Source organism: Pararhodobacter oceanensis, from assembly GCF_003076755.1.
Taxonomy (GTDB): domain Bacteria; phylum Pseudomonadota; class Alphaproteobacteria; order Rhodobacterales; family Rhodobacteraceae; genus Pararhodobacter; species Pararhodobacter oceanensis.
In genome coordinates, this window is sequence record NZ_QDKM01000003.1 from 492,508 (window position 1) to 516,427 (window position 23,920).

Sequence of the window (23,920 nt, forward strand, 5' to 3'; positions counted from 1 at the left end):
TCAGCCTCGGCGCCATGGCCAGCGCCGGAGACAGGCGCGCAGCCAGCGTGGGGTTTCGGGGTCTGGTTGGGTGGCAGCATCAGCGGACCAGAGGCCAGCGCTTGCCATCAACGCCAGCGCCCAGAGCCATCGCCAAGGTGGGTTCCGAGGCTGCAGGCCGGTGAGCCGTAGAAACACCATACCGCGCCAGCCCTCGGGCAATGCCGCGAGGTTTTCCCCGTTCGGCGCCTGCACCGCGTCGAGAATTCCGGTCAGGCCGGGCAGTGCGTGCGGCTGGTCCGGAATATATGCGACCGGCTGATCGGTGATGACAACATGCGTTGCGGCCAGCGCGGTCTCGAAGACGAAAGCCTGCAGCCTCGCTGCGGAGCCATCTGCCAGATGTTGCAGCATATCGTGGGTGATCAGCGCGCGATGAATGATCCGGTTGCCCAGCGCCGGATAGAGCCGCAGCACCTGCGCAGGGCTCAGGACACCGCCAGCGTGATCCGATACCAAACGGTTGTCTGTCCAGCCATCATGATACCCTTTGGTATCGCGCATAAACCCGCCAACCACCGTGCCCGCACCCTCATGCAGCGCCAGATTGACCAGTTGCGTCAGCGCCTCGGGCATCGTCCTCTCACCCGCCGCAAAGATCATCACATAGCGCCCCCGTAGCGCCTCTAGCAGCGCGTCGGGCGAAGCGTGACGGGTGACCTCTAGCCCCTCGGGACACACCGCCACCTCAGCACCGGTTTGCAGCAGATGCACGTCGAAATCTGCCATGCTCTGCGCCTGCAATGCGTCCAGCCTGCGCGTCACGGCAGAAGGGTCGGACGGGTCATTCAACAGCACCACCGAGAGCGGCAGTTCGCCCCCCATCGCCACCCCGAAGCCGAGGCTGATCGAGGGATCACCGGCAGGCGAGAACGAGATCCCCCAGCGCGCGAAGGCCTCTGCCGCCGCTGCAAGGAACCGCGCGCGGCGGGGGCGGTTTTTGATCACCAAAGCGCGCTCATGCAGCAACCGTGTGGCCAGTCGCGCGAACCCCTCATCTTTACGGGTGAACCCGCCCGCATTGATCAACGCCCGCACCTTGTCCAGCACGATGAACTGATCGAACACCCGCTCGCTATCGCTGCCGGTGATCTGTGCGGGGCGGTCGCGGCGGTGGTGGTATAGCGGCGCGGAGATATAGGCTAAGCGCGGGCTGCGCGCGGCGAGGGCCCAGAAAAACGGGTGATCCTCGAACCATAACCCATGCGGAAAGCGCAGATCGCCGATTGCCGCGCTGCGGTATAATTTGTTCCACGCCGAGGGAAAGACCCGCGCTGCGTCGCAGGCATCCTTGAGGTGAAGGCAGTCACTGGCAGGCTCGGCACCCTCCGCGTGATGCAGCGCCGGATGCGGGATCATCGCGCCATCGGGATAGCGGAATGCCAGCCCACAAGCCGCCCAATCGGTGCCCTCGCGGGTGAGCGCTGCATAAAGCTCGGCCAGAAACGCAGGATCGAGCGCATCATCGCCATCCAGAAAGGCGACAAACGCGCCCTGCGCTGCGTCGAGACCGCGATTGCGCGCCGCCGAGAGACCCGCGTTCTCTTGCCGGATCAGCCGGAACCGCCCATCCCCCGCCGCGGCCGCCTGCGCGATCTGCCCCGAACCGTCGGTGGAGCCGTCATCAATGACCAGCACCTCGAAATCGGTGAACTGCTGCGTCCGCAGACTGGCGATCGCCGCGCCCACCTCTGCGGCGACATTCCAGACCGGCACGATCACCGTGATTGCTGGTGTCTGGCGCGACATGCATTTGCCCCCTTGGGTGATGCCGGAGTCTCCCCCGAATCACAGAAATCCGGCGAAAACCTCGTAATCCTCGGCATAGAACTCCCGCAACATGGTCACGACTTCTTTCGACAGTGTGTCCACTTCGATCCTCGGCCCGCCGGTCTGCAATCGCGGCAAACCCACCAGCGTGCCGGTGGCGGCGCTGACATCGGCGACGAAAGCGTCAAGCTCGCTCATCCGGTACAGCCGCGCGAAATATCCAGTGTCACGGCCCAGATAATCGACCATCGGCCGCGCGTGGTGATTGATGCTTTCCACCGCCGCCATATAGCCGCGCAGGTTGCTCACAAAGCTGCGCAGACTGGGATCGAATGGCAGACCGGTGCCGCGCAATTGCGCCTGCGCATTGGCTTGCGACAGCTCCTTATGATGCAGCACACGGTTGCTATAGCACGACAGCAGCCGCTGGATCGGATCGCGCACCACGGCAATCCGGTGGTGATTGGCAATCCGCGCGTGGTTTTGCCGCTCAAAGAGCAGGGTTTTATAGAAATGGTGAATCCACCAATAGCGCCCGCTGGCGCGGAAATCATGGAACGCAAAGCCGTTCTCGATCTCGAAAAACATGGTTTTGATCGAGGTGCAGGCGGTTTTGGGCACCGCGAAATAGGCCAGTTGGTGTTGATCCAGAATGACGGCCATAGCCGGTTCAAACCCTCATCTTAGCCACGTTTGACCACATTAACCTTGCCGCCCTTAGCGCCTTTAGGTTGTATTTACCAACCAACACTCGCGCATAACTTGACGAAAGTCACGCGGGATGCGCATCTTTGCCGGTGAAAAACGCGTTTTGTCAGGGCAGGAAACGGGGCGGCGATGAGATTGTTACTGCATATTGGCGCCCCCAAAGCGGGCTCGTCCTCGATCCAGTCGGCATTGATCGTCAATGCTCAAACCCTGCGCGAACAGGGGGTGATGGCATGGACGGCGCCCTCCGACAAAGGACCGCCGCCGCTGACCCTCGCCAATCGCTTCAAAACCGATGAACGCCCCCTGCGACCGCGCGAAAGGTTGCATTTCACCGACCGTCAACAAGCCCGCGACTGGAGCCTGCAGGTCTGGGCGCAGCTGGCCCGCGACCTCTCTGTGCAGCGGCCCGAATTGACCGTCCTCTCGAGCGAGGCCTTTTTGAATATCGGCGCGGTGCCAAAGGTGCTGGAGGTGCTGGAGCCGCTATTCTCCGAGGTGCATATTCTGGTCTATATCCGCGATCCGGTGGATCAGTATCGCTCGACCCTCGATCAACGTATTCGCGACGGCGACCGGTTTGCCGATCTGCCGCTGCCGCATCTGACCATCTCGCATTGGCATAAGATCGTGCAGCGCTATCGCAAGCTGCTGGGCCCTGAGCGGGTGATCATGCGCGGGTTTCACCGCAAGGCGTTTATCGGCGGCGATCTGATTGCCGATCTCGCGGCTCAGATTGGGGCGGTGCTCGGGCGGGAGGTGGTCATGCCGACAGCGGTGGCGACGGCCAACGAGAGCCTCTGCGCCCCGGCGACCCTCTGGCTGCTGGCAGCGAATGAAGCCTTTGTGCGCTTTGCGACCGGCGACGACAGCGAGCTGATCCGGCGGCGCCTGCTTTTGGTCCGCCGTCTCGCCGCAGCGCCGGCGCTGCAAGACCTGCCCAAACTGACCCCGCCGCCCGCGTTGATTGCCGAGTTGCTGCGCCAGAACCATGCCGCGGCGATTGCGTTCTTTAACAAAAGCGAGGCGGGCAAGCGCCATCCGCTCGGGATGCCCACGCCGGATATTGCCACGCCCGAGGACAACACGATCCGCGCCGCGCTGCGTGACTGGTTACTGCCGCAGGCCAAGCCCGATGATCTGCGCAAAGTGCTCGAGGCTGCCATTGCAACGGGCTGACAGCAAAAAGGCGCCCGTTGCGGGGCGCCTTTTAAACCTATCGCGAAACCTGATCCGGCTTAGCCTTTTTTCAGGCAGCGCTGGCCCAGAACCTCGGCGACCTGCACCGCGTTCAACGCCGCGCCCTTGCGCAGGTTGTCGGACACGCACCACAGGTTGATGCCGTTCTCGATCGTCGAATCCTGACGGATGCGGCTGATATAGGTCGCGTATTCGCCAACGCTTTCAATCGGCGTCACATAGCCACCGTCCTCGCGCTTGTCGACGACCAGAATCCCCGGTGCTTCGCGCAGGATATCGCGGGCTTCATCCTCGGCGAGGAAGTCCTCGAACTCGATGTTGATCGCCTCGGAGTGGCCGACAAAGACCGGCACCCGCACGCAGGTCGCGGTGACCTTGATCTTCGGGTCCATGATCTTCTTGGTCTCGGCGACCATCTTCCATTCTTCTTTGGTCGAACCATCGTCAAGGAAGACGTCGATATGCGGGATCACGTTGAAGGCGATCTGCTTGGGATAGACCGAAGGCGCGACCTCCTGACCGGGGACAAACACGCCCTTGGTCTGGTTCCACAGCTCGTCGATCCCCTCTTTGCCGGTACCCGAGACCGACTGATAGGTGCTGACCACCACCCGCTTGATCCGCGCGCGGTCATGCAGCGGCTTGAGCGCCACAACCATCTGCGCCGTCGAACAGTTCGGGTTCGCGATGATGTTCTTCTTGGTGTAGCCGTCGACCGCCTCGGCGTTCACTTCCGGCACCACCAAGGGCACATCGGGGTCATAGCGGTAGAGCGACGAGTTATCGATCACCACACAGCCCGTTGCTGCAGCTTTCGGCGCGTAGACCTTGGTGGCCTCGGAGCCGATGGCAAACAAGGCGATGTCCCAGCCGGTGAAATCGAACTGCTCGAGATCTTTGCATTTGAGGGTCTTATCGCCAAAGCTGACCTCAGTCCCGAGGCTGCGGCGCGACGCCAGAGCGACGATTTCGTCGATCGGGAATTCCCGCTCAGCCAGAATTTTCAGCATTTCATGGCCCACGTTACCCGTGGCACCAACTACAGCGACTCGATAGCCCATCATTATCTCCTTAGAGTTCGGACAGGCGCGGACCTACGCGAAACCGCAGCTCTTTAAAAGCCTTTGCGCCTTCATCTTGCCAAAAATACTCAAATCCGGACCAAATGCCGCTCAATCGGTCCGGTCTTGCGCGAAGGCATAGATCACCACACCCAAAAGCAGCAAGCCGCCGAACATCGCAAAGATCGCCTGATAGGGCGCTTCGGGCGGCTGTGGCGCCACCGATCCATGCACCCGCGCCGAGAGGGTCTGCAACACACCAACCCCGCCGATGGAAAACAGGTTCATCATCGTCACCCCGCGGCCCAGCAGATGCGGCGGGAAAAAGCTGCGGCCATGGGCCATCATCAGCGGGTAGGACGAGCCGAAGAGCCCGACGCCAACCAGCATCAGCACCGCAAACCCGTAGCCCGCCGTCGGCAGCCACCAGAGCGCGAACATGCAGAGCATCCCCAAAGCATTGCCCGTCAGCACCACCCATTTGCGGGTGCCAAACAGCCGGTCCAGCGGCCCATAGACAAAGGCCCCCGCGACCATCGCCAGCGCCATCGCCAGCGTCACCCAGCCGATGGTGATTGCATCCGCCCCGTAGACATCAGCGAAATACGGCCCCGCCCAAAGCCCGCGCATCCCCGCCGCGGGCAGATAGCTGACCGCCATCAGCGGAAAAATCAGCCAGAGCGCGCGGATTTTGAAGATATCCAGCAGCGAGCCTTTTCCAGCGCCGCTATCCTCAACCTGCGGCGGGTCTTTCACAAAGACTGCCACCGCAAGTGCGACCAGCAGTGTGACCAACGCCAAGGCACCGACAGTCTGGCGCCAGCCAAAGGTCTCGGCGGCAAAGGCCAGCGGCCATGCGCCCGCCAGATTGCCCAGAGTGCCAAAGCCGATCACCGCGCCGGCCAGCGTGGCAAAGGCCCGCGCCGAATAAATCCGCCCGAAAATGTAATAGCTTGCCATCAGCACCGGCGAACAACCGATGCCGATCAGCGCCATGGCGATATGCAGATGTATCGGTGCCTGTGCCAGCGCAAACACCGCCGCGCCGCCACCGCCCGCGACGCCCAGGATCCACGCCGCCGTGCGCCGTGGCCCCAGCGTATCGAGCGCCCAGCCAATCGGAATTTGCATCGCCGCGAAGGTCAGAAACCACAGGCCCGACGAGAGCGCCAGATCATTGGGCATCGCGCCGATCTCGGTGCCCAGCACCGGACTGAGCACCGCCAGAAACGCGCGGTAGAATTGGCTGAGCACATAGGCGATGACCAGAAAGAAAATACCGAGTTTCATCGCGCACCTGTGTTGCTACATAGGTGAAACATTGCCCATCCGCCCTGCGAGGTCCAGTGCGGATCGCAACCGGCGATGGAGCGCGTGAAAAACGGCGATCAGGCCAGATGCGGGCGGAAAATCTCGACCACCTGCCGGTAAATCTCGCGTTTGAAGGGCACGATGGCCTCGATCATCTCGTCGGCCGAAATCCAGCGCCAATCGCTGAACTCGGGATGCTCGCGCTCAAGGTCGATCTGGTCGTCGCGGCCCAGATAGCGCAGCAGGAACCACTTCTGTTTTTGCCCGCGAAACCGGCCTTTCCAGATCCGCCCGACCACATCTTGCGGCAGGTCATAGGTCAGCCAATCAGGGGTTTCCCCGATCATCTGCACCAAGGCAGGCGAGACGCCGGTCTCCTCCTCCAACTCGCGCAGCGCCGCACCACGCGGGTCTTCGCCCGCGTCAATCCCGCCCTGCGGCATTTGCCAAGCCTCGACCGGATGCCCGAAAAGTTTCGGCGCATCCAGCCGTTGCGCGGCAAAGATCAACCCCTCGCCATTGATCAGCATGATCCCGACATTGGGCCGGTAGGGCAGCGCCGCGATCGCCTCGGGGGACAGCGGTTTGTCGCTCACCTCGGCCACCCTTAGCGCCCGTTCATCGCCGACAGACCGCGCAGGATATCCAGCGCATAGGCCAGTTGGTAATCCTCGAGCCGGAGTTGTGCGACCTCTTCGGCGGCACGCTCTTCCTCTTCCATCAGGCGGCGCTCTTCATCCGAGATATTCTCGTTGGTCAGCGACCCGCGCAGCGAGCTCTCGGTCCGCAGCGGACGCGCGTCTTCTTCGGGGGCAGCCGCCTCGTCATCGCGGCGCGGTGCGTGCACGACGATATCGGGGGCCACGCCCAGCGCCTGGATCGAGCGGCCCGAAGGCGTGTAATAAAGCGCCGTGGTCAGCCGCATCGCGCCGTTGCCACGCAGCGGGATCAGCAATTGCACCGAGCCTTTGCCAAAGCTGCGCTCGCCGACAATCACCGCGCGGTTGTGGTCTTGCAGCGCACCGGCAACGATCTCGGACGCCGAGGCCGAGCCGCCGTTGATCAGCACCACCATCGGGCGGCCCTCGATCAGATCGCCAGCAGTGGCATTATGGCGCTCGATATCGGCCTCGTTGCGGCCACGGGTCGAGACGATCTCGCCCTGCTCAAGGAAGGCATCCGAGACGCTGACCGCCTGCAACAACAGCCCGCCGGGGTTGTTGCGCAAATCCAGCACCACGCCGCGCAATTGCTCGATCCCGCCGAGTTCCTCGATGGCTTCGGCCAGTTGCGTGGCCATCGTGTCATAGGTCTGTTCGTTGAAGGTGGTAACCCGCAGAACCACGGTATTGCCCTCGATACGGGTGCGCACCGCGCGGATCTGGATGGTGTCGCGGATGATCGACAGATCGAAGGGTTCGGCGACACCCTCGCGCAGCACGGTGATGATGATTTCCGAACCCACCGGCCCGCGCATCAGATCGACCGCATCGGGCAGCATGAGACCGCGCAGCGACACGCCGTCAACGGCAGTGATCAGGTCGCCCGGCTGCACCCCGGCGTGGAAGGCGGGGGTGTCGTCAATCGGGGTGACGACGCGCACAAAGCCCTCTTGCTGGGTGATCTCGATCCCAAGACCGCCAAAGGCGCCACGGGTCTGGACCCGCATATCCTCAAAATCATCGGGCGGCAGATAGCTGGAATGCGGATCGAGCGAATTCAGCATGCCGTTGATCGCCGCGTCGATGAGTTCGCCGGTGTCGGTCTCGGTCACATATTGCCCGCGAATCCGCTCGAAAACATCGCCGAACAGGTCCAGCTGCTCATAGATGGTGGTTTCTGCCTCTTGTTCTTGCGCCAACAAAGGCCCGACCCATTGCGTCGTGACCAGTGCGCCGCTCAGAATGCCCGCACAGACCGCCACCAAATATTTTTTCATCATCGTTTCCCGTATCGGCGGATCATCACGCTATCGCGGATCCGGCGTTTTCCCTGTTTCGGCCCTACCCACTCAAATCGAACCAGTCAGCGGGGTCAATGGCCTGCCCGTTTTCTCTGAGTTCCAGATACAGCGTTTCGTTGCGCGCCGCTACAGGGTCGGGGCGCACAAACTCGTCAATTGATTCGGCGGTGGCGTTCGGACCCGCCGGTTGCGCGCCCGGCATCAGGCCCAGCGCGTCACCCTGCGCGAGGATTTCACCGGCGCGCGGATAGACTGTATCCAGCCCCGCCAGCACGATCAGCCAGCCCTCGCCCGGCTCGATCAGCACGACATTGCCGTAATCCAAGAGCGGCCCGCGATAGCGCACCGTGCCATGCCAGGGCGAGACCACCAGCGCGCCCGGCTCGGTGGCCAAGACCACACCGGGGCGGGTGATACCGGCGGCATCTTCCTCGCCCGCGCGGTGCAAAACGGTGCCAACCACCGGCATCGGCAGGCGACCACGGGCGGCAGCAAAGACCGGCAGATTGGCCGAGAGCCCCGCCGGACGCTCCGCCAGCCCGCGCGCCAGTTCTTCCAGCGTGGTCACCGATTCCAGCAGCGTCAGCATGCGCGCCTCATCGTCACCCACGCGCGGCGGCAGATCCCGGCGGTCGGCCATCGCTTGCGAGAGTTCCGAACGCGCGTTTTGCAGGCTGATCAGCCCAGCATCCAGCGTTTCAATCGCCACCTGACGCAGCGCGCGCAATTCCTCAAGTTCACGGGCAAACTGGCCGATGCGCGCCGCCTGCGCCTGCATCGCGGGCGCCAGATCCGCCATCATCATCCCCGCCCGCGCGGTCGCCAATGGCCCTTGCGGATGCACCAGCATCGCCGGTCCTTCGACCCGCTCGGCGGACATCATCGCGCCCAGCAATCGTGAGACCTGTTCTTGCTGGCGCTCGAACAGGCGGTTGATCGTCACCAGCCGCAGCGTCGCGTCGCGCAGACCCGCACGCAGCGCCATCAAGCCGTTTTCATGCGCACGGATCGCACCGGTCAGCGCCGCGACCTGATTGTCGGCCTCGCGCGCCTCGGCCAGCCCGTCAATCGCGCTGAGCAAGGAGAGAGCCGCATCACGGGCGGTCTGCGCGGGATCGGCCAGCGCCGGAGTCGCGCAAATCCCCGCGCCCAGTCCGGTGATCAGCGCCAAGACCTGCGCAAAGCGGCGCGCGACATGCATTCTAGCCCCACCGGATCAGGCTTTGGCCTGTCATTTCCGCGGGTTTCGCCACGCCCATCATCTCGAGTAGCGTCGGCGCCACATCGGCCAAACGCCCGTCCCTGAGACCCGCTGCGCCAGACACTCCAATCAGCGCCACCGGCACCGGATTGGTGGTATGCGCGGTATGCGGCCCGCCGGTTTCGGGGTCGATCATCGTCTCGCAATTGCCGTGATCGGCGGTCAGCAGCATCGCGCCGCCCGCCGCTTTCAGTGCCTCAAGCACACGGCCCAGTCCTGCATCGACGGCTTCAACCGCTTTGACACCGGCCTCGACGACGCCGGTATGTCCGACCATGTCGGGATTGGCGTAATTCACCACGATCAGGTCATAGCCACGCCCGATGGCGGCGACGAACTTGTCGGTGACCTCAGCCGAGGACATCTCGGGCGCCAAGTCATAGGTCGCGACCTTGGGGCTGGAGGGCATCGAGCGATCTTCGCCCTCCTCGGGCACTTCGACACCGCCGTTGAGGAAAAACGTCACATGCGGATATTTCTCGGTCTCGGCGAGGCGGAACTGGCTCAGCCCCTTTGCCGCCACCCAATGCCCGAGGGTGTTCTTGATCAACCGCTTGGGAAAGGCGGTCTTCATGAACGCCTTATGCGCGGTGGAATATTCGACCATGCCCAGCATCATCGCCCATTCCACCTGATGGCGGATTTCAAACCCGTTGAACGAGGGTGCGCCAAGCGCCGCAAGGATTTCGCGGGCGCGGTCGGCGCGGAAGTTCAGGCAGAAAAACCCGTCACCACCGCGCGCGCCGGCGAAATCGCCAACCACCGTGGGCGGGATGAATTCATCGGTCTCGCCCGCCTCATAGGCCTGCGCCACGGCAAGGCGGGCGTCGGGCGCTTTCTCGCCCTCGCCGCGCACCATCGCTTTATAGGCGCGCTCGACACGGTCCCAACGCGAATCGCGGTCCATCGCCCAATAGCGCCCGATGACGGTGCCGATCCGCGCTTTGGCCGGCAGATCGGCCATCAGATCGGCAATGAAGCCCTGCGCCGAACTGGGCGCCACATCGCGGCCATCAGTGATCGCATGGATCACCACCTTGATACCCGCCTCGGTGATCGCCCGCACCGCCGCCTTGAGATGGGTGATATGCCCGTGCACCCCGCCATCCGAGACCACGCCCATCAGATGCGCCGTGCCGTTGGTTTCCTGTAGCCGCGCGATGAACTCTAGCAGCGCGCTGTTGGTAGCAAAGGAGCCATCCTCGACCGCGAGATCAATCTGCCCGAGATCCATCGCCACCACACGGCCGGCGCCGATATTGGTGTGGCCGACCTCGGAGTTGCCCATCTGGCCGGTCGGCAGTCCGACATCCGGCCCATGGGTGATCAGCGTGGCATTCGGAGAGCTGGCCATGATCCGGTCGAAATTCGGCGTCTCGGCCAGCGCGACGGCATTGCCTGCGGTTTCGGCGCTGATCCCCCAGCCATCGAGGATACACAACACCACGGGTTTCGCGCCCGTGTTCTGGCCGGTTTCATCGCTGGTCATAGAAGCCTCCGTTCCTTGGCGCTTATCTACGCATTGCGAAAGCGGGGGGCAATGGCGGGATTTGCGACGGTGGCGGAGAATGGCGGGGAGATGGTCACAGTGCATGGCGGAACGCAGGCAAAAAGCCCCGCCCGGTGGCACCACCGGGCAGCGCCGTCACGCCCCCTCGGGGCGGCGCTCCGCTTTGCCCCGCGTGACCGCGCTGCCCTTGTTCTGTTGGATATACCGTCGGAAATCACGCGCGGTGATACGGGCCGCCTGCCAGTATTGTCGCCGCACGGTAGAGTTGCTCGGCCAGCATCACCCGCACCAGAGCATGCGGCCAGACCATCGCGCCAAAGGACACCGCGGCATCTGCCTGCCCGCGCAGATCCGGCGCCAGACCATCCGCACCGCCGATAAAGAACGCCAGATCCTGCGCCCCCTGATCGCGCCATTGCGCCAGCTTGCGGGCGAACTCGGGCGAGGACATCTGCGCGCCGCGCTCGTCCATCACCACCCGCAGCGCGCCGGTGGGGCAGGCACGCGCCAACAGCGCGGCTTCGGCCTCCATGCCGCCACCACGCTTGTCTTCCACTTCATGCTCGCGCACGGGCCCAAGGCTTAACGCCCGCCCGCTGCGATCAAACCGTTTCAGATAATCATCGATCAACTCGCGCTCGGGGCTGGACCTGATCCGCCCCACCGCGCAAAGATGCACCCGCATCGCCCGCGCCCCTCAGACAGGCCGCATCACGCGGCGTCCGGCGGCACCTGCCACATGCGCTCAAGCTGGTAGAACTCGCGCACTTCGGGGCGGAAGACATGGACCACCACATCGCCGGTATCCAGCAACACCCAGTCGCCGGTATCCTTGCCCTCGGAGCGGGCGATCAGACGGAACTCTTCCTTCAACCGCTCAAGCAGTTTGTCGGTGATGGCGGCAACCTGACGCGACGAACGGCCCGAGCAGATTACCATGTAATCGGCCATGGCAGACCTGCCGCGCAGGCTGATTTGCACCACATCCTCGGCTTTGTCGTCGTCGAGAGATTGCAGGACCACAGCCAGAACGTCATCGGCCGTATAGGTCGGGGCCGTCGGTTTCGGGGCGGGGGCCGCAGGGGCGGCCGGGTCGATATGAGACAGAGATCTGTCCTCCTGCAAGAAATACTGACACTGAATTTAGCAATCCAGAGCGCAATTTCAATGGATCACGCTGCCGCAGCCCTTATAGAGTCTTCTCAACAAGCGCAATTACGCCGATTTTTCCGGCTTCGGGGTGTCCTGCGACGCGGCACCCTCGGGCGCGCCGGCCTCCCCGAGGACACGCACCTCACGCTGCGGGAAGGGGATCGAGATGTTGTTGTCTACAAAGGCGTCCCAGAGCGCCAGATAGACTTTGCCGCGAATATTGGTCAGCCCGCCCGATGGGTCGCGGATCCAGAAGCGCAGCACATAATCCACGGAACTGTCACCGAAATTGATGATATGACAGACCGGTGCCGGATCGCTCAACACCCGTGGCGCGCCGGTGGCCGCGTCGATGGCGATGGCGCGCACACGGTGCGGATCGTCACCATAGGAGGTGCCGAAATTTAAGTCCAGCCGCACCAGATCGCTGGAATGCGACCAGTTCACCACCTGTCCGGTGATCAGGTCTTCATTGGGAATCAAATATTCCTTACCGTCACGCGTCACCACCGAAACATAGCGTGCGCCCAGCGTGTTGATCCAGCCGAAGGTATCGCCAAGGCTGATCACATCGCCGGGTTTGACCGATTTATCCATCAAGATGATCACCCCCGAAACAAGGTTCGACACCACCTTTTGCAAGCCAAACCCGAGCCCGACGCCAATCGCCCCGGACAGCACCGCAAGACCGGTGAGATCAAACCCCACCGCCTTGACGCCGGTGAAAAACGCCGCGCCGTAAAGGGCGATCTGCAACCCCTTGATGCTGAGCTCCTGCACCGAGGGGCTGATATCCTTGTTGCCACGAATGCGCCGCCCCAAAGCATGGCTGAGCATCCGCGCGCCAAGGATCAGCACGCCGGTCACCACCACGGCTTTGAGTATCGTCAGCGCCGACAGGCGGAAGTCGCCGATGGTCAGGGCCAGCCCCTCCAACAGATCGGCGGCGGCGTCTTTGAGGCCGAGATAATGCAACGTGGCATAGATCGTCATGCCCCAGACAACGAACCGCCGCAGCACCGGATTACGCACCAGTTGCGCGGCAAACCAGATCAGCAGCCACGCCGTGGCAATCGTGGCGATCAACACCAAGACTTGGCGCCGCGAGGGGAATTGGTAGATCGACGCGAACACGCCCACCGTGGCCCAGATCAGCAGCGCGAAGACCGCCAGCACCATCCGCCGCCGCAACAGAATCAGGAACCGCAACTGCCAGGCTTTCCAGCCGCTTTTGCTGCGCAGCCATGCCTCGAACCTCGGGTCGATCAGCCAGGCCAGCCCCCAAGCCAGCAGCAAAACCGCCAGCGCCACCGCAACTTGATACAGACGAAACGGCAGCAGCAGCCCTTCGATGAAAAACACCACGGCCTGCCAGAAATCTCCCGCGCCCGAGATCCAGGTTTCAAGCCATAGCTGAAATTCGCCGTCCATGGGCTCACCTTAGCGCGCCATGCCTCTCGGGCAAGATTTATCGCTACCAGCGCTCGCGCGTGCTTTGCTCATACCCGCCGCCGAAAGCCTTGCCTGCGCGGCAATTCAAGCGTATGAAACCGCCCATGATCCGCTATTTTGACCTGTCCGACCGCGCGCGCCTGCCACAGCGCTTTTACCGTGAAAACCGGTCGGCACGCGCACGGCTTATCTGATCGGGCTGCGGCGGCGGCGCGTCTTTGCGCTGGCCGCCTGCGCCGATCCATTGCGCGCGGCCCGATGCCCCGAAATTGCCCCCGTTTCTGACCTCGATGTCACCCAGCAAATCGCCATTCGACAAAAGTGAGACAGAGCCATGACCGCTCCGAAAACGCTCTATGATAAAATCTGGGACGCCCATGTGGTGCACCAATCCGACGACGGCACCTGCCTGATCTATATCGACCGCCATCTGGTCCATGAAGTGACCAGCCCGCAGGCCTTTGAGGGGCTGCGGATGACCGGTCGCACCGTCCGCGCGCCGGAAAAAACCATCGCCGTGCCCGACCATAACGTGCCGACCACGCTGGACCGCGCCAATGCCAAGACGATGACCGAAGACAGCCGCATTCAGGTCGAAGCGCTGGACAAGAACGCCAAGGATTTCGGCGTGCATTACTATCCGGTCTCGGACGTGCGCCAGGGCATCGTGCATATCGTTGGCCCCGAACAGGGCTGGACCCTGCCCGGCATGACCGTGGTTTGCGGTGACAGCCACACCGCCACCCATGGCGCCTTTGGCGCGCTGGCCCATGGCATCGGCACCTCCGAGGTCGAGCATGTCTTGGCCACGCAGACGCTGATCCAGCAGAAATCCAAGAATATGAAGGTCGAGATCACCGGCCGATTGCGTCCCGGTGTGACCGCGAAAGACATCACCATGGCGGTGATCGGCAAGACCGGCACCGCTGGTGGCAACGGCCATGTGATCGAATACTGCGGCGAGGCGATCCGCAGCCTGTCGATGGAAGGCCGGATGACGGTTTGCAACATGGCCATCGAGGGCGGTGCCCGCGCCGGTCTGATTGCCCCCGACGAGACCACCTTTGAATATGTGAAGGGCCGCCCGCATGCCCCGAAAGGCGCCGCTTGGGAGGCCGCGCTGGCCTATTGGCAGACCCTGTTCTCGGATGAGGGCGCGCATTTCGACAAGGTGATCACGCTGAAAGGCGAAGAGATCGAGCCGGTGGTGACTTGGGGCACCTCGCCTGAAGACGTGCTGCCGATCGGCGCCACCGTGCCTGCACCCTCGGATTTCACCGGCGGCAAGGTCGAGGCGGTCGAGCGCGCGCTGGACTATATGGGGCTGACTCCGGGCCAGAAGCTGACCGACATCAAGGTCGATACGGTGTTCATCGGCTCTTGCACCAACGGTCGGATCGAAGACCTGCGCGCCGCTGCCGAGATCCTCAAGGGCCGCAAGGTTGCCGAGGGGGTTCGCTTGATGATTGTGCCGGGCTCGGGTCTGGTGCGCGCGCAGGCCGAGGAAGAGGGGCTGGCGGAGATCTTCGCCGAGGCGGGCGCGGATTGGCGTCTGGCCGGTTGCTCGATGTGTCTGGCGATGAACCCCGACCAACTGGCACCGGGTGAGCGCGCGGCTTCGACCTCGAACCGCAACTTCGAGGGCCGTCAGGGCTATAAGGGCCGCACCCATCTGGTCAGCCCCGCCATGGCCGCCGCCGCCGCCGTGACCGGCCATCTGACCGATGTGCGCGAGTTGATGTAAGCGAGCGCTATCGCACGATTGATTGGCCCCTGAACCGCTGGTTCGGGGGCTTTTTCATGCGCGTTGCTCCACTATTAACGGCAGCTTCTACGCAAGCCATACAAGCAATGACGCCCATCAGAGCGCATCGCCAGACCGCGGGATGGCGACCTGAAGGCCGAACGATGCGCTTTATAGTGCTCTCTACAGCCATTGCCTGAACGAAGCGCCCAGCTTACCAAATCGCCAGCCCTGCGGGCGGTCTGGCGATGCGCGGCGGCTTCGCCTTGATTCCGCGCGGGGCAGCACCCAACGGATGGGCTCGAGGAGACTCGCGTGGTGATCCCGCGCAGCCTTTAGAAAAACACCCGCTCGATGGTCCACCACGCCCCGATCAGGCTAATGATGATCGAGCCGACCACAGAGACCGCGCGATACATCACCTGCAGATTTCGCACCGGCAGTTCCTCATCGGGCAAGGGCGCGACACGGGCCAGCCTTGCCCCGAGCCAGACCAGCACGAAAGCCGCCAATATCACCGCCAATTGCGCGATCTCGACACCCAAGTTGAACCCCAATAACGCTCCGACAAAACTGCTGGCCGAGATCCCGAAATCCCCCAGCACACTGGCAAACCCCAACCCGTGCAGAAGCCCGAAGGCAAACACCAGCGCCGTCCGCGTCCAGACATTGCCGCGCCCGCGCAGGTTCTCGACGCCAACATAGACAATCGACGCGGCGATCAGCGGCTCGACGATACTGGCCGAGAGCGTCACGATCTCAAGGCTCGCCAAGGCCAGCGTGATCGTATGCGCGGCGGTGAAGGCGGTGACCTGAAATAGCAGTGGTCGCAGATGCAGCGAAAAGAGAAACAATCCCAAAACGAAGAGGATATGATCGACACCCAAGGGCACGATATGATCGAAGCCCACCGGAATATAGCGCAGGAACACCGCGCCCATACCCTCGGTGAGGATCTCCATCCGCGGTAAGGGCTCGGACAGATCTCCGTCCGACAAGAACGCCGCATAGGCATCCTCGCCGCCGCCAACCTGCCGCACCACCAGATCGCCGTATTGCGCCGCCCAGCCGAATTGCACCGGCGCGTCGCCCTCGGGCAGCGCCGCCTGCAGCGTCAAAACTGAGACCCGCGCCAGCTCAAAGTCACCCACCTCGGGGATCTCGGTGGCGATCAACTCGGGCACCACCCGCGCGCCATCCACATCAATGACAATACGCGGCGCGATCTCGGACCATGCGTCCTGTAACATCGGGCGCAATTCCTCGGGGCCGAGCGCGCGGAACCTGTCGTAAACCTCGGCTTCAGGCGCCTGCGCGGTGTCCTCCACCGCTGAAAGATCCACATCCGCAAGGATCGATTCCAGTGACAACTGGATTTCAATCTCCACCCGCTCTTGCCCCACCGCGACGTCTGATATCGCCGGATCAATCTCATGCGCCTGCAGCCTCAAAGACGCCAGCATGACGAATAAAATTGAAACTGCAGCGAAATGCGCCAGTTTGAGGGGAAACAACGGGGATAATCTCATGCGTAACCTTTCCAGCTTGCTGAGCGCCGCGCCGGTGCTGTTGCTCTCTGCATTTCCTACGGTCGGGCACGAACTTTGGATTGAACCGCGCAGTTTTTCAATCGCGATCGACGCGCCCCTGATCGCCGATATCCGCGTCGGCCAAGAGTTCAGCGGCGCGACACTGTCTTTTATCCCGCGCAATTTCACCCGTTTCGAGATCGCCTCGGGCGCCACCATCCAGCCCGTCGAGGGGCAGCTGGGCGCCAAACCCGCGGTGAGCACTGAACCGCTCGACGACGGGCTGGCGATTGTTCTTTATGAAACCACCGGCAGCTATCTTACCTATGACGACCTGCCGCAATTCGAGCGTTTCGCCGCCCATAAGGATTTCGACGACGCCATCGAGCGCCACCTTGCGCGCGGCCTGCCCGAGGCGGATTTCACCGAGGTTTATACCCGCCACGTCAAAAGCCTGATCGCGGTCGGCGACGGCGCCGGTGAGGACCGCGCTTTCGGGCTGCGCACCGAGTTTGTCGCCCTCGCCAACCCCTATACCGATGACCTGAGCGCGGGGCTGCCGATGCTCTTGCTGTTTGACGGCGCACCACGGCCCGATGCGCAAGTGGAGCTCTTTGATCGCGCCCCGACTGGCGCGGTCACCGTCACCCTGCACCGCACCGATGCCGAGGGCCATGTGCTGCTGCCGGTGACCGCGGGCCATACCTATATGGCAGATGCGGTCGAACTGCTGGAACATGACCCCGAGGCCCCGCGCAATGCGGTCTGGCAAACCCTCTGGGCGTCGCTGACCTTCGCGGTCCCCGCAGGCTAGGCACATCTTGTGTTCACACAGGGAAAACGCTATGCCCGCAGGGACGCAAGGAGACCTTGAGACATGCAAAAATTCGATACCCTCACCGGCATCGCGGCGCCGATGCCGCTGGTCAATATCGACACCGATATGATCATCCCGAAAGGGTTCCTCAAGACGATCAAACGCTCGGGGCTGGGGGTCAATCTGTTCGACGAGATGCGCTATGACCGGCAAGGCAACGAGAACCCCGATTTCGTGCTCAACCAGCCGCAATACCGCAGTGCCGAGATCATTGTCGCGGGCGATAACTTCGGCTGCGGCTCATCGCGTGAGCATGCCCCTTGGGCGCTCTTGGATTTCGGCATCCGCTGCGTGATTTCGACCAGTTTCGCGGATATTTTCTATAACAACTGCTTCAAAAACGGCATCCTGCCGATCGTGCTGCCGAAAGCAGCGGTCGATCATTTGATGGATGACGCCACCAAGGGCTCGAACGCGCGGCTGACCGTAGATCTGGAAAACCAGATTGTGACCGCATCGGATGGCACCGAGTTCAGCTTTGAGGTTGATTCGTTCAAGAAGCATTGCCTGCTGAACGGTTTGGACGATATCGGCCTGACGCTGGAGAAAGTATCTGCAATTGATTCTTTTGAATCCGGTGCAAAGCTGCAGTATCCTTGGCTCTAATTATCCATATATAACAAGTATTTAGGGCATCCCTTTGGGGGTGCCTTCTTTTTTCCCCAATATTGATGCAAAACCGCGACAGTTCTGTCTCGAAATGGCGCCAGAGGCTCGCCACAATACCGCGAGTCTTGCGTGGAGGCGAGAAATTGGGCAACATTGTGGCAAAATTGAGGCAGGCGGTCACAATTCTGGGCCGTATAAAATTCTCCACCGGCGCGCGGCGTTCGGCAAGGAAGATGAAAATGAGCGAGAGCAAAGCAAAGTCCAATGTGCCGGGCGCAGTCGCGCGCGCGCTTTTGGTCGTTGCCTTGGCGATTTTCCCTGCGATGGCTATTCCTTCGACCGCACCGGATGTGGCGCAAAGCATGATCCTGCTGGCGGTTTTCGCCGGTGGCATCGTTTTCGCTGAATACGCGTCCGAATACCCCGGATTGATCGAATTCCGCTTTGCCGCGCCGTTCAACCGCTCGCGCTTCGCCCTGATCGCCTTGATGGCGGTGCTTCTCTCCCTGTTGCAGCGCCACGGCGTCGAACCCGGTGCGCTCTCGGCGCTGGCGGCGAAACTCGCGTCGGCCTGCGGGCAGATGCTCGATTTCACCGGCAGCCCGGTGCATCTCTTGGCCGCCGCCCTCCCCTCTTGGGTGCCCGAGGCGCATCTGACGCTGGTCCGCGACGGGGCGGCGCTGTCGATGGTGCTGGCGGCGACCACGGTCATCGGCTTTGCCGCGGCGATCAAGCTGAACGCATGGCCCATGGGCGCCGGTCCGTTCAACGTCTGGATCAACCTGCCGACCTTTGACCCGACCGCGGGCAATGATGTGGTGCTGCGCCTGCAGCGGCATGCGCGCATTAACGTTGTATTAGGGCTTTTGCTGCCATTCTTGCTGCCGGCTGCGTTTTTCGCCTCGGCGGTGCTGATCAAACCGCTGACTTTATTGTCGCCCATGGGGTTTGTTTGGGGAATCGTGCTTTGGGCCTATCTGCCTGCTGCCTTGGTGATGCGTGGCGTCGCGATGGCGCGGGTGGCCCGCATGATCCGCGTCAGCCGCCGCCGCTTCGCAGATTCCGAAGGCAACGCTTTCGCCCACGCCTAAGCCGGATAAATCCAAGCGCAGGACACTCACCATGGTGCGCCCCATGGCCGCTGGTCCTAGCGATTGCCGTCCTGCTTTCGCTGAGTTCCACCGCCACCGCCCAAAACAGCCTACGGATTGCGCTGCTGCATAGCGGCTTGGGCCGCGAAGGTCCCGGGTTGTTGCTGCGCGATATCCGCCGCGCCGCGCCCGACGTCAGTGCAATCATCACCGCGATTGCCTCGCACGCCCCCGACGCCCTTATGCTGCTGGATTTCGACTATGATCTGAACGGATTGGCGCTCCTGGCCTTTGCAGCGCAGCTCGCCGAAGCCGGACATCCGATGCCGTATCACATCGCGCCGCAGCCCAATTCCGGTGTTGCAACTGGCTTGGATCTCGACGGCGACGGGCGCAGCGGCACCGCAGATGACGCGCAGGGCTGGGCCGCATTCGCAGGATCGGGCGGCATGGCGCTACTCTCGCGTTGGCCAATCGAACACGCAGCACTGCGTGATCGCACAGGTTTTCTATGGCGCGACCTGCCAGACGCCCGCCTGCCCAGATTCAATGGCGCGCCCTTCCCCGCGCCCGAGGTCTTCGATATCCAGCGTCTCGCCTCGGTCGCCGCCTTCGAAGTGCTGCTCCTGATCCATGACAGGCGCCTCACCATAATGGGCTATCACGCCGGCCCGCCCGCATTCGGCGGCGCGCATCAGCGCAACCGGAACCGCAACGCCGACGAGACACGTTTCTGGCGCCTACGGTTGGACGGGCTGCTCGGCCCGCCACCGACGGCGCCCTTCGTCCTGCTGGCTGACGCCAATCTTGATGTTGAGAATGGCGCGGGTATCCATAGCGAAATCGCGGCGCTTCTTGCCCATCCCTCGGTGCAGGATCCGCACCCGACAGGGGAGCATCCGGCGCGGGGCGTGACCAGTGATACAACCGGCTATTGGCCCGAGGGTCCGGGGGCGCTGCGGGTGGACTATGTGCTGCCCTCGGCGGAATTGCGGGTGCTGGATGCGGGGCTATATTGGCCGCATCCGCAGGCCAATCATGCGCTGATCTGGGTCGATATCGCGTGGCCTCCGTGAACCGCAGAGGCCAAGGATGAGCACGGCCTACTTGCGGATGCGGCCCAGCACCGTGCGTGCCGCGCTGCGCATGCCGCGTCCGGCGCGTTTGGCATTCCCGCGCAGACCACTGCGATCCGACGCCGCCACGCGCAATCGTCCACGCTGCACCTGCCGCGCTTCGGGGAAAACCGCCACCAACCGCTGGCGCAGAGCCTCCAGATTCCAATTTGGAGGCGCCAGCGACAGCGGCAATACTGGCACTGATCCGAGGGGATCAGCGATCGCCTGCATCGCGCGCTCCACCAGCGCATGGTCGGCAGCGGTCAACCGGTTTTCAACGCGCGGCCAGTCTTGCAGCAGTTGATCGACACCGCTGGCAAGATGCAGGATCACCGGCGGACGACGCTCGGGCAGGCCGCGCAATGCCTCTTGCAGCGCCGCCATCAAACTCGCATCCGCCGCGCGACCGGGCCGTGTGGCGCGGTGCACCCAAAGCACGATATCCGCCTCCAGCATCTCGCGCAGCAAGACTTTCTCCCGCGCCGCGCTGCCGTCCAATCCCGGCGTGTCGATCATCCGCAGCGGCGTGTCGCCCATGGTCCCCTCGAAGGCGAGCGCGCGGCCATTGGTGGAAACCGCGTCCACTTCTGCCAGATCGTCATCCAACACAGCGTTGATCAAACTGGATTTTCCGACACCCTTCTGACCGACCACCACCACCCGCAGCGGGCTGTCCAATGGTGCCGCAAGCGCGAGATCCCGCTGGTGCCCCGCGACGGCGACCCGCGCCAAATCGTCATCTGAGGCCCGCAGCCGCCCAGAATAGAGGTCAATTGCAGCCTGCGCGGCCTCTTCCAGCAGGATCGCCTGCGCATCGCGGCGAAACCGCACGGTCAGCCGGTCCTGCAGCCCCGCCGCCAGCACACGTTCGGCTTCGCGTAGCAGACCCATCGCCGGATTGAGCACCAAACGCAGCCCGCGCCAGGCCAGAAACCCGGTGTTCCACGCCGCCTGCGCGGTCTCTTGTTTGCGCCAGGCCCAATGCATCGTGCGCACCGACAGCCGGTCGGAATAGGGCACGTTTTCCAGCAGGAACGCGCGGTATTGCAGGGCCACACGGTCGATCAGCAACAGCGCCTCGGGCACGGTGAAATCCAGCGCGCTGCGTTTCCCGTCGGACATATCGGCGGCGATGCCCTCAACCACCGCAAGCGCTTCGGCGGTCAAGTCCGGCCATGGGATCGGCGCGCTCAGTCGGGTGCTGATCCGTGCGCGGGCACGCTCAAAGACCGCGCGCTCGGCCTCGGACCACTCAGGGTCCGGCGCCGGGCCGGTCAATTCGCGCTCGCCCGTCACCCCTTGGCCGCGCCACTGCACCAGCCAGACCACAGCGCGCAGCACCGCAAAAAGCGCCGCGCTGGCCAGCACGAAATACAAGAGCCAGCCGTGGTCGTGCAGCCAGAGAAAGCCAAGCGCCATGCTGACGATCAGCGGCAAAGCCATGGCAAGCGCCAGCGCCACGCGGTTCCAGCGCAGCAGCCGCCGGCGCAGGCGCGCACCCAATGTCATTCCGCGCGCTCGTCACGCGCGCCGCGCAGCGCCTGATCATAGAGGCCGCGCAATGTGGCTTGATCGGGCACGGCGCCGCGGGCGGTGCCATACATCCAGGCCGAGGCGGCGCGGCCCAGCGCATAGGTGGTGGCGAAACTTGCCCCCGCGGCGGCGGCGGCGCCCAGCGTTTGCCCCGCCACCGGCACCATTTTGGCCCCCTGCCGCAGCATATGGCTGGCCGCGTAGCGCACCAAGACGCCGGTGCCCAATGCCGAGGCCAAAACGCTCAGCCGCGCCGGTGACAGGGTGATCTCATGGCGTTTGGCCAGCGCTTGCAAGAGCGCGCCCTGCGCCGCCGGAACCGCCATCGCACCGATCAGTGGCGCCACGTCGCTGGCTCCGGCGATACCCGCATAACGCAAGACCATAGGGCGGTGCCGGATGAAATCGCGCGCCTCGTCGGCCCGCCTGAGGGTGGCGGCGGCTTTCGGCATGAAGCTGTCGAGCGCGTCCAATAGCGCCTCGACGCCGCTCACCATACCCTCGGCGGGCAAGGCCATCGACACGAATGGCAGGTCGCGGCCCAGCGCCTTGCGGATTTGCGCGCGCACTCGTTCTTGTGCGTTGGCGTCGGGGAGCAAATCGGCGCCTGTGTAGACCAAAAGCACCGGCGCTTTGACCTTCTGCACCGCCTCAAGCACCGGCGCCTGCACCGGATCATCGTAGCGGATCACCGCCAGCACAGCCTGTGCGAGCGCCTCGGCGCCGGTCAGATCATCGGCGAAATCATAGCCCGCCTCGCCCAATCCGCGTGTATCGAGAAAACGCACGGCGGGTTCATTGGCGGGAAAATCATAGACTGCGGCGCTGCGTGTGCCGGGCGCAAAGCCGCTGCCAACCGCGCCGGCGCCAGTCAGGGCGCGCACGATCGAGGTCTTGCCGGCGCCGGTTTTGCCCAGCAGCCAAAGCACCGGCAACAGGGTCGGATCAAGGTCTTGTGCCGTTTTGCTCACCACGCGCGCCTCCTGTCTCGCTGCTTAACAGGTAGGAACCACGCGCGCCGGTTGCAAATGATTTCAGCGCCCAGAGCCGGATCGCCGGTTAGCGGTTCACCGCCACATCGACGATTTCCGAGCGCATGCTGGCGTTCATATCGTCGTCCGAGACCATCAGCATCCGAATGCCGCCGGACCAGTCGCGAAACACGCTGAGTCCCTCGAGATTGCCGAATTGGCCGAACTCGGAGCGCATGATCACCTGTGGTTCGGTGATCGCGCGGCCACGAATATGGAACCGCCGCACCTGCGAGCGAAAGCCGCGCGCGCCGCGTTCGCGTTCAAGCACATAGAGCTGACCGTCGGGGCCGAAATCCGCGCTCACCGGCAGGAATTGCCCGTCTTCGGGCAGGCGGAACGAGCCGGTCCATTCCCCATTGCGGTAGCGATAGGAGGGAAAGCCGTAGGTCGCGCGCGCCGGACGCTCGGGGATTGCATAAAGCGAGCCATCGCGGGCAATCGCCAGCGCCTCCATACCGCGACCGGCGCGCATACGTTCAAAATCGCGGTGGGCGCCCATCGACTCGGCGGCGGCACCGAGCCGTGCGAAGCTATCGACGCGGTTGTGTTGCTCAAACGAGACATAGATGCGCCCGTCGCGCCCGATCGCCAGCCCCTCGGCATCGCGGCGCGAGCCATGTAGCGGCACGCGGTTTTCATCCAGCAGCGGCACCCGTTGATGGACGTCGAACGCTTCGATGCTCTGGCCGTAGCCACGTCGCAAACGACCGGTGACGATAAACCCGTGGTCCGACATCAGCATGACATCAACGCCATTGCTGGACTCGAGCGCCGAGAAATCATTCACCCCGCCGGGCATTCTGGGCAGTTCATAACGTGCGACAACACGGGTGGGCGGAATGTTGGTGGCCGGATGTTGGACGACTCCGGCAAAATAAGTGTCAGACTGCGCAAAGGCACCGGCGGGCAGCAGCGCGGCAACAAGGGCAGACAGGAAAACCGTGGCAGCGTTTTTCAT

21 protein-coding genes are annotated in these 23,920 nt (G+C 63.3%); 6 read left to right on the forward strand and 15 right to left on the reverse strand.

Features of this window, described 5'->3' with window-relative positions; genetic code table 11:
* Both DDE20_RS09805 and DDE20_RS09810 read right to left on the reverse strand, forming a co-directional pair.
* Nucleotides 1–1,788, reverse strand: coding sequence for a glycosyltransferase family 2 protein (locus tag DDE20_RS09805; protein ID WP_116558293.1), 1,788 nt, complete (start codon nucleotides 1,786–1,788; stop codon nucleotides 1–3).
* Nucleotides 1,789–1,827: 39 nt separating this feature from the next.
* The gene (locus DDE20_RS09810; RefSeq protein ID WP_116558294.1) at nucleotides 1,828–2,472 is read right to left on the reverse strand and encodes a sulfotransferase family 2 domain-containing protein; all 645 of its coding nucleotides are present in this window, start codon (nucleotides 2,470–2,472) and stop codon (nucleotides 1,828–1,830) included.
* Between the two features lie 174 nt (nucleotides 2,473–2,646).
* Here DDE20_RS09810 and DDE20_RS09815 point away from each other — a divergent pair, with 174 nt between their 5' ends.
* Nucleotides 2,647–3,696 carry a hypothetical protein gene (locus tag DDE20_RS09815; protein WP_116558295.1) on the forward strand — a complete coding sequence of 350 codons (1,050 nt, stop codon included), beginning with the start codon at nucleotides 2,647–2,649 and terminating at the stop codon, nucleotides 3,694–3,696.
* 59 nt (nucleotides 3,697–3,755) lie between these two features.
* On the opposite strand, the gene DDE20_RS09820 is transcribed toward DDE20_RS09815, so the two are convergent.
* From DDE20_RS09820 to DDE20_RS09860, 9 genes are all read right to left on the reverse strand, one after another.
* Nucleotides 3,756–4,778, reverse strand: coding sequence for an aspartate-semialdehyde dehydrogenase (locus DDE20_RS09820; protein ID WP_116558296.1), 1,023 nt, complete (start codon nucleotides 4,776–4,778; stop codon nucleotides 3,756–3,758).
* 111 nt (nucleotides 4,779–4,889) lie between these two features.
* Nucleotides 4,890–6,068, reverse strand: a complete 1,179-nt coding sequence (locus tag DDE20_RS09825; protein ID WP_116558297.1) for an MFS transporter — start codon at nucleotides 6,066–6,068, stop codon at nucleotides 4,890–4,892.
* 98 nt (nucleotides 6,069–6,166) lie between these two features.
* A complete protein-coding gene (locus tag DDE20_RS09830) occupies nucleotides 6,167–6,670 on the reverse strand; it encodes an RNA pyrophosphohydrolase (protein WP_116558372.1) in 504 nt (167 codons plus the stop codon).
* Between the two features lie 26 nt (nucleotides 6,671–6,696).
* Nucleotides 6,697–8,028 carry a S41 family peptidase gene (locus DDE20_RS09835; protein WP_116558298.1) on the reverse strand — a complete coding sequence of 444 codons (1,332 nt, stop codon included), beginning with the start codon at nucleotides 8,026–8,028 and terminating at the stop codon, nucleotides 6,697–6,699.
* 64 nt (nucleotides 8,029–8,092) lie between these two features.
* On the reverse strand, nucleotides 8,093–9,253 hold the full coding sequence (locus tag DDE20_RS09840; RefSeq protein ID WP_116558299.1) for a murein hydrolase activator EnvC family protein: 1,161 nt from the start codon (nucleotides 9,251–9,253) through the stop codon (nucleotides 8,093–8,095).
* Nucleotide 9,254: 1 nt separating this feature from the next.
* A complete protein-coding gene (gpmI, locus tag DDE20_RS09845; RefSeq protein WP_116558300.1) occupies nucleotides 9,255–10,802 on the reverse strand; it encodes a 2,3-bisphosphoglycerate-independent phosphoglycerate mutase in 1,548 nt (515 codons plus the stop codon).
* 235 nt (nucleotides 10,803–11,037) lie between these two features.
* On the reverse strand, nucleotides 11,038–11,508 hold the full coding sequence (rlmH, locus tag DDE20_RS09850) for a 23S rRNA (pseudouridine(1915)-N(3))-methyltransferase RlmH (RefSeq protein WP_116558301.1): 471 nt from the start codon (nucleotides 11,506–11,508) through the stop codon (nucleotides 11,038–11,040).
* Between the two features lie 26 nt (nucleotides 11,509–11,534).
* Nucleotides 11,535–11,921 carry a ribosome silencing factor gene (gene rsfS, locus DDE20_RS09855; RefSeq protein WP_116558373.1) on the reverse strand — a complete coding sequence of 129 codons (387 nt, stop codon included), beginning with the start codon at nucleotides 11,919–11,921 and terminating at the stop codon, nucleotides 11,535–11,537.
* A 117-nt stretch (nucleotides 11,922–12,038) separates the two neighbouring features.
* Nucleotides 12,039–13,406: a mechanosensitive ion channel family protein gene (locus tag DDE20_RS09860; RefSeq protein ID WP_116558302.1), complete on the reverse strand. Its 1,368-nt coding sequence runs from the start codon at nucleotides 13,404–13,406 to the stop codon at nucleotides 12,039–12,041.
* A gap of 355 nt (nucleotides 13,407–13,761) precedes the next feature.
* Between DDE20_RS09860 and leuC the strand changes: the two genes are divergently transcribed.
* The gene (leuC, locus tag DDE20_RS09865) at nucleotides 13,762–15,171 is read left to right on the forward strand and encodes a 3-isopropylmalate dehydratase large subunit (RefSeq protein WP_116558303.1); all 1,410 of its coding nucleotides are present in this window, start codon (nucleotides 13,762–13,764) and stop codon (nucleotides 15,169–15,171) included.
* 335 nt (nucleotides 15,172–15,506) lie between these two features.
* Here leuC and DDE20_RS09870 read toward each other — a convergent pair whose 3' ends face one another.
* Nucleotides 15,507–16,700, reverse strand: coding sequence for a HupE/UreJ family protein (locus tag DDE20_RS09870; RefSeq protein WP_116558304.1), 1,194 nt, complete (start codon nucleotides 16,698–16,700; stop codon nucleotides 15,507–15,509).
* Between DDE20_RS09870 and DDE20_RS09875 the strand changes: the two genes are divergently transcribed.
* From DDE20_RS09875 to DDE20_RS09890, 4 genes are all read left to right on the forward strand, one after another.
* Nucleotides 16,699–17,514 carry a DUF4198 domain-containing protein gene (locus DDE20_RS09875; RefSeq protein WP_116558305.1) on the forward strand — a complete coding sequence of 272 codons (816 nt, stop codon included), beginning with the start codon at nucleotides 16,699–16,701 and terminating at the stop codon, nucleotides 17,512–17,514. The two genes, DDE20_RS09870 and DDE20_RS09875, sit on opposite strands and share 2 nt — an antisense overlap.
* Nucleotides 17,515–17,577: 63 nt before the next feature.
* Nucleotides 17,578–18,183, forward strand: coding sequence for a 3-isopropylmalate dehydratase small subunit (leuD, locus tag DDE20_RS09880; protein ID WP_116558306.1), 606 nt, complete (start codon nucleotides 17,578–17,580; stop codon nucleotides 18,181–18,183).
* A 242-nt stretch (nucleotides 18,184–18,425) separates the two neighbouring features.
* Complete coding sequence (locus tag DDE20_RS09885) at nucleotides 18,426–19,277, forward strand: hypothetical protein (protein WP_116558307.1); 852 nt, start codon at nucleotides 18,426–18,428, stop codon at nucleotides 19,275–19,277.
* Nucleotides 19,278–19,414: 137 nt separating this feature from the next.
* On the forward strand, nucleotides 19,415–20,353 hold the full coding sequence (locus DDE20_RS09890; protein ID WP_116558308.1) for an endonuclease/exonuclease/phosphatase family protein: 939 nt from the start codon (nucleotides 19,415–19,417) through the stop codon (nucleotides 20,351–20,353).
* 27 nt (nucleotides 20,354–20,380) lie between these two features.
* Here DDE20_RS09890 and DDE20_RS09895 read toward each other — a convergent pair whose 3' ends face one another.
* From DDE20_RS09895 to DDE20_RS09905, 3 genes are all read right to left on the reverse strand, one after another.
* Nucleotides 20,381–21,904: a GTPase gene (locus tag DDE20_RS09895; RefSeq protein ID WP_116558309.1), complete on the reverse strand. Its 1,524-nt coding sequence runs from the start codon at nucleotides 21,902–21,904 to the stop codon at nucleotides 20,381–20,383.
* Nucleotides 21,901–22,899: a GTPase gene (locus tag DDE20_RS09900; protein WP_165814474.1), complete on the reverse strand. Its 999-nt coding sequence runs from the start codon at nucleotides 22,897–22,899 to the stop codon at nucleotides 21,901–21,903. The genes DDE20_RS09895 and DDE20_RS09900 overlap by 4 nt, the downstream gene beginning before the upstream one ends.
* 88 nt (nucleotides 22,900–22,987) lie before the next feature.
* Complete coding sequence (locus DDE20_RS09905) at nucleotides 22,988–23,920, reverse strand: esterase-like activity of phytase family protein (RefSeq protein ID WP_165814475.1); 933 nt, start codon at nucleotides 23,918–23,920, stop codon at nucleotides 22,988–22,990.

Bases quoted from the DNA above. Each gene is read 5' to 3' on its own strand.
- DDE20_RS09805 (WP_116558293.1), bottom strand. From the start codon at position 1,788: ATGTCGCGCCAGACACCAGCAATCACGGTGATCGTGCCGGTCTGGAAT.
- DDE20_RS09810 (WP_116558294.1), bottom strand. From the start codon at position 2,472: ATGGCCGTCATTCTGGATCAACACCAACTGGCCTATTTCGCGGTGCCC.
- DDE20_RS09815 (WP_116558295.1), top strand. From the start codon at position 2,647: ATGAGATTGTTACTGCATATTGGCGCCCCCAAAGCGGGCTCGTCCTCG.
- DDE20_RS09820 (WP_116558296.1), bottom strand. From the start codon at position 4,778: ATGGGCTATCGAGTCGCTGTAGTTGGTGCCACGGGTAACGTGGGCCAT.
- DDE20_RS09825 (WP_116558297.1), bottom strand. From the start codon at position 6,068: ATGAAACTCGGTATTTTCTTTCTGGTCATCGCCTATGTGCTCAGCCAA.
- DDE20_RS09835 (WP_116558298.1), bottom strand. From the start codon at position 8,028: ATGAAAAAATATTTGGTGGCGGTCTGTGCGGGCATTCTGAGCGGCGCA.
- DDE20_RS09840 (WP_116558299.1), bottom strand. From the start codon at position 9,253: ATGCATGTCGCGCGCCGCTTTGCGCAGGTCTTGGCGCTGATCACCGGA.
- gpmI (WP_116558300.1), bottom strand. From the start codon at position 10,802: ATGACCAGCGATGAAACCGGCCAGAACACGGGCGCGAAACCCGTGGTG.
- rlmH (WP_116558301.1), bottom strand. From the start codon at position 11,508: ATGCGGGTGCATCTTTGCGCGGTGGGGCGGATCAGGTCCAGCCCCGAG.
- DDE20_RS09860 (WP_116558302.1), bottom strand. From the start codon at position 13,406: ATGGACGGCGAATTTCAGCTATGGCTTGAAACCTGGATCTCGGGCGCG.
- leuC (WP_116558303.1), top strand. From the start codon at position 13,762: ATGACCGCTCCGAAAACGCTCTATGATAAAATCTGGGACGCCCATGTG.
- DDE20_RS09875 (WP_116558305.1), top strand. From the start codon at position 16,699: ATGCGTAACCTTTCCAGCTTGCTGAGCGCCGCGCCGGTGCTGTTGCTC.
- DDE20_RS09870 (WP_116558304.1), bottom strand. From the start codon at position 16,700: ATGAGATTATCCCCGTTGTTTCCCCTCAAACTGGCGCATTTCGCTGCA.
- leuD (WP_116558306.1), top strand. From the start codon at position 17,578: ATGCAAAAATTCGATACCCTCACCGGCATCGCGGCGCCGATGCCGCTG.
- DDE20_RS09885 (WP_116558307.1), top strand. From the start codon at position 18,426: ATGAGCGAGAGCAAAGCAAAGTCCAATGTGCCGGGCGCAGTCGCGCGC.
- DDE20_RS09895 (WP_116558309.1), bottom strand. From the start codon at position 21,904: ATGACATTGGGTGCGCGCCTGCGCCGGCGGCTGCTGCGCTGGAACCGC.
- DDE20_RS09905 (WP_165814475.1), bottom strand. From the start codon at position 23,920: ATGAAAAACGCTGCCACGGTTTTCCTGTCTGCCCTTGTTGCCGCGCTG.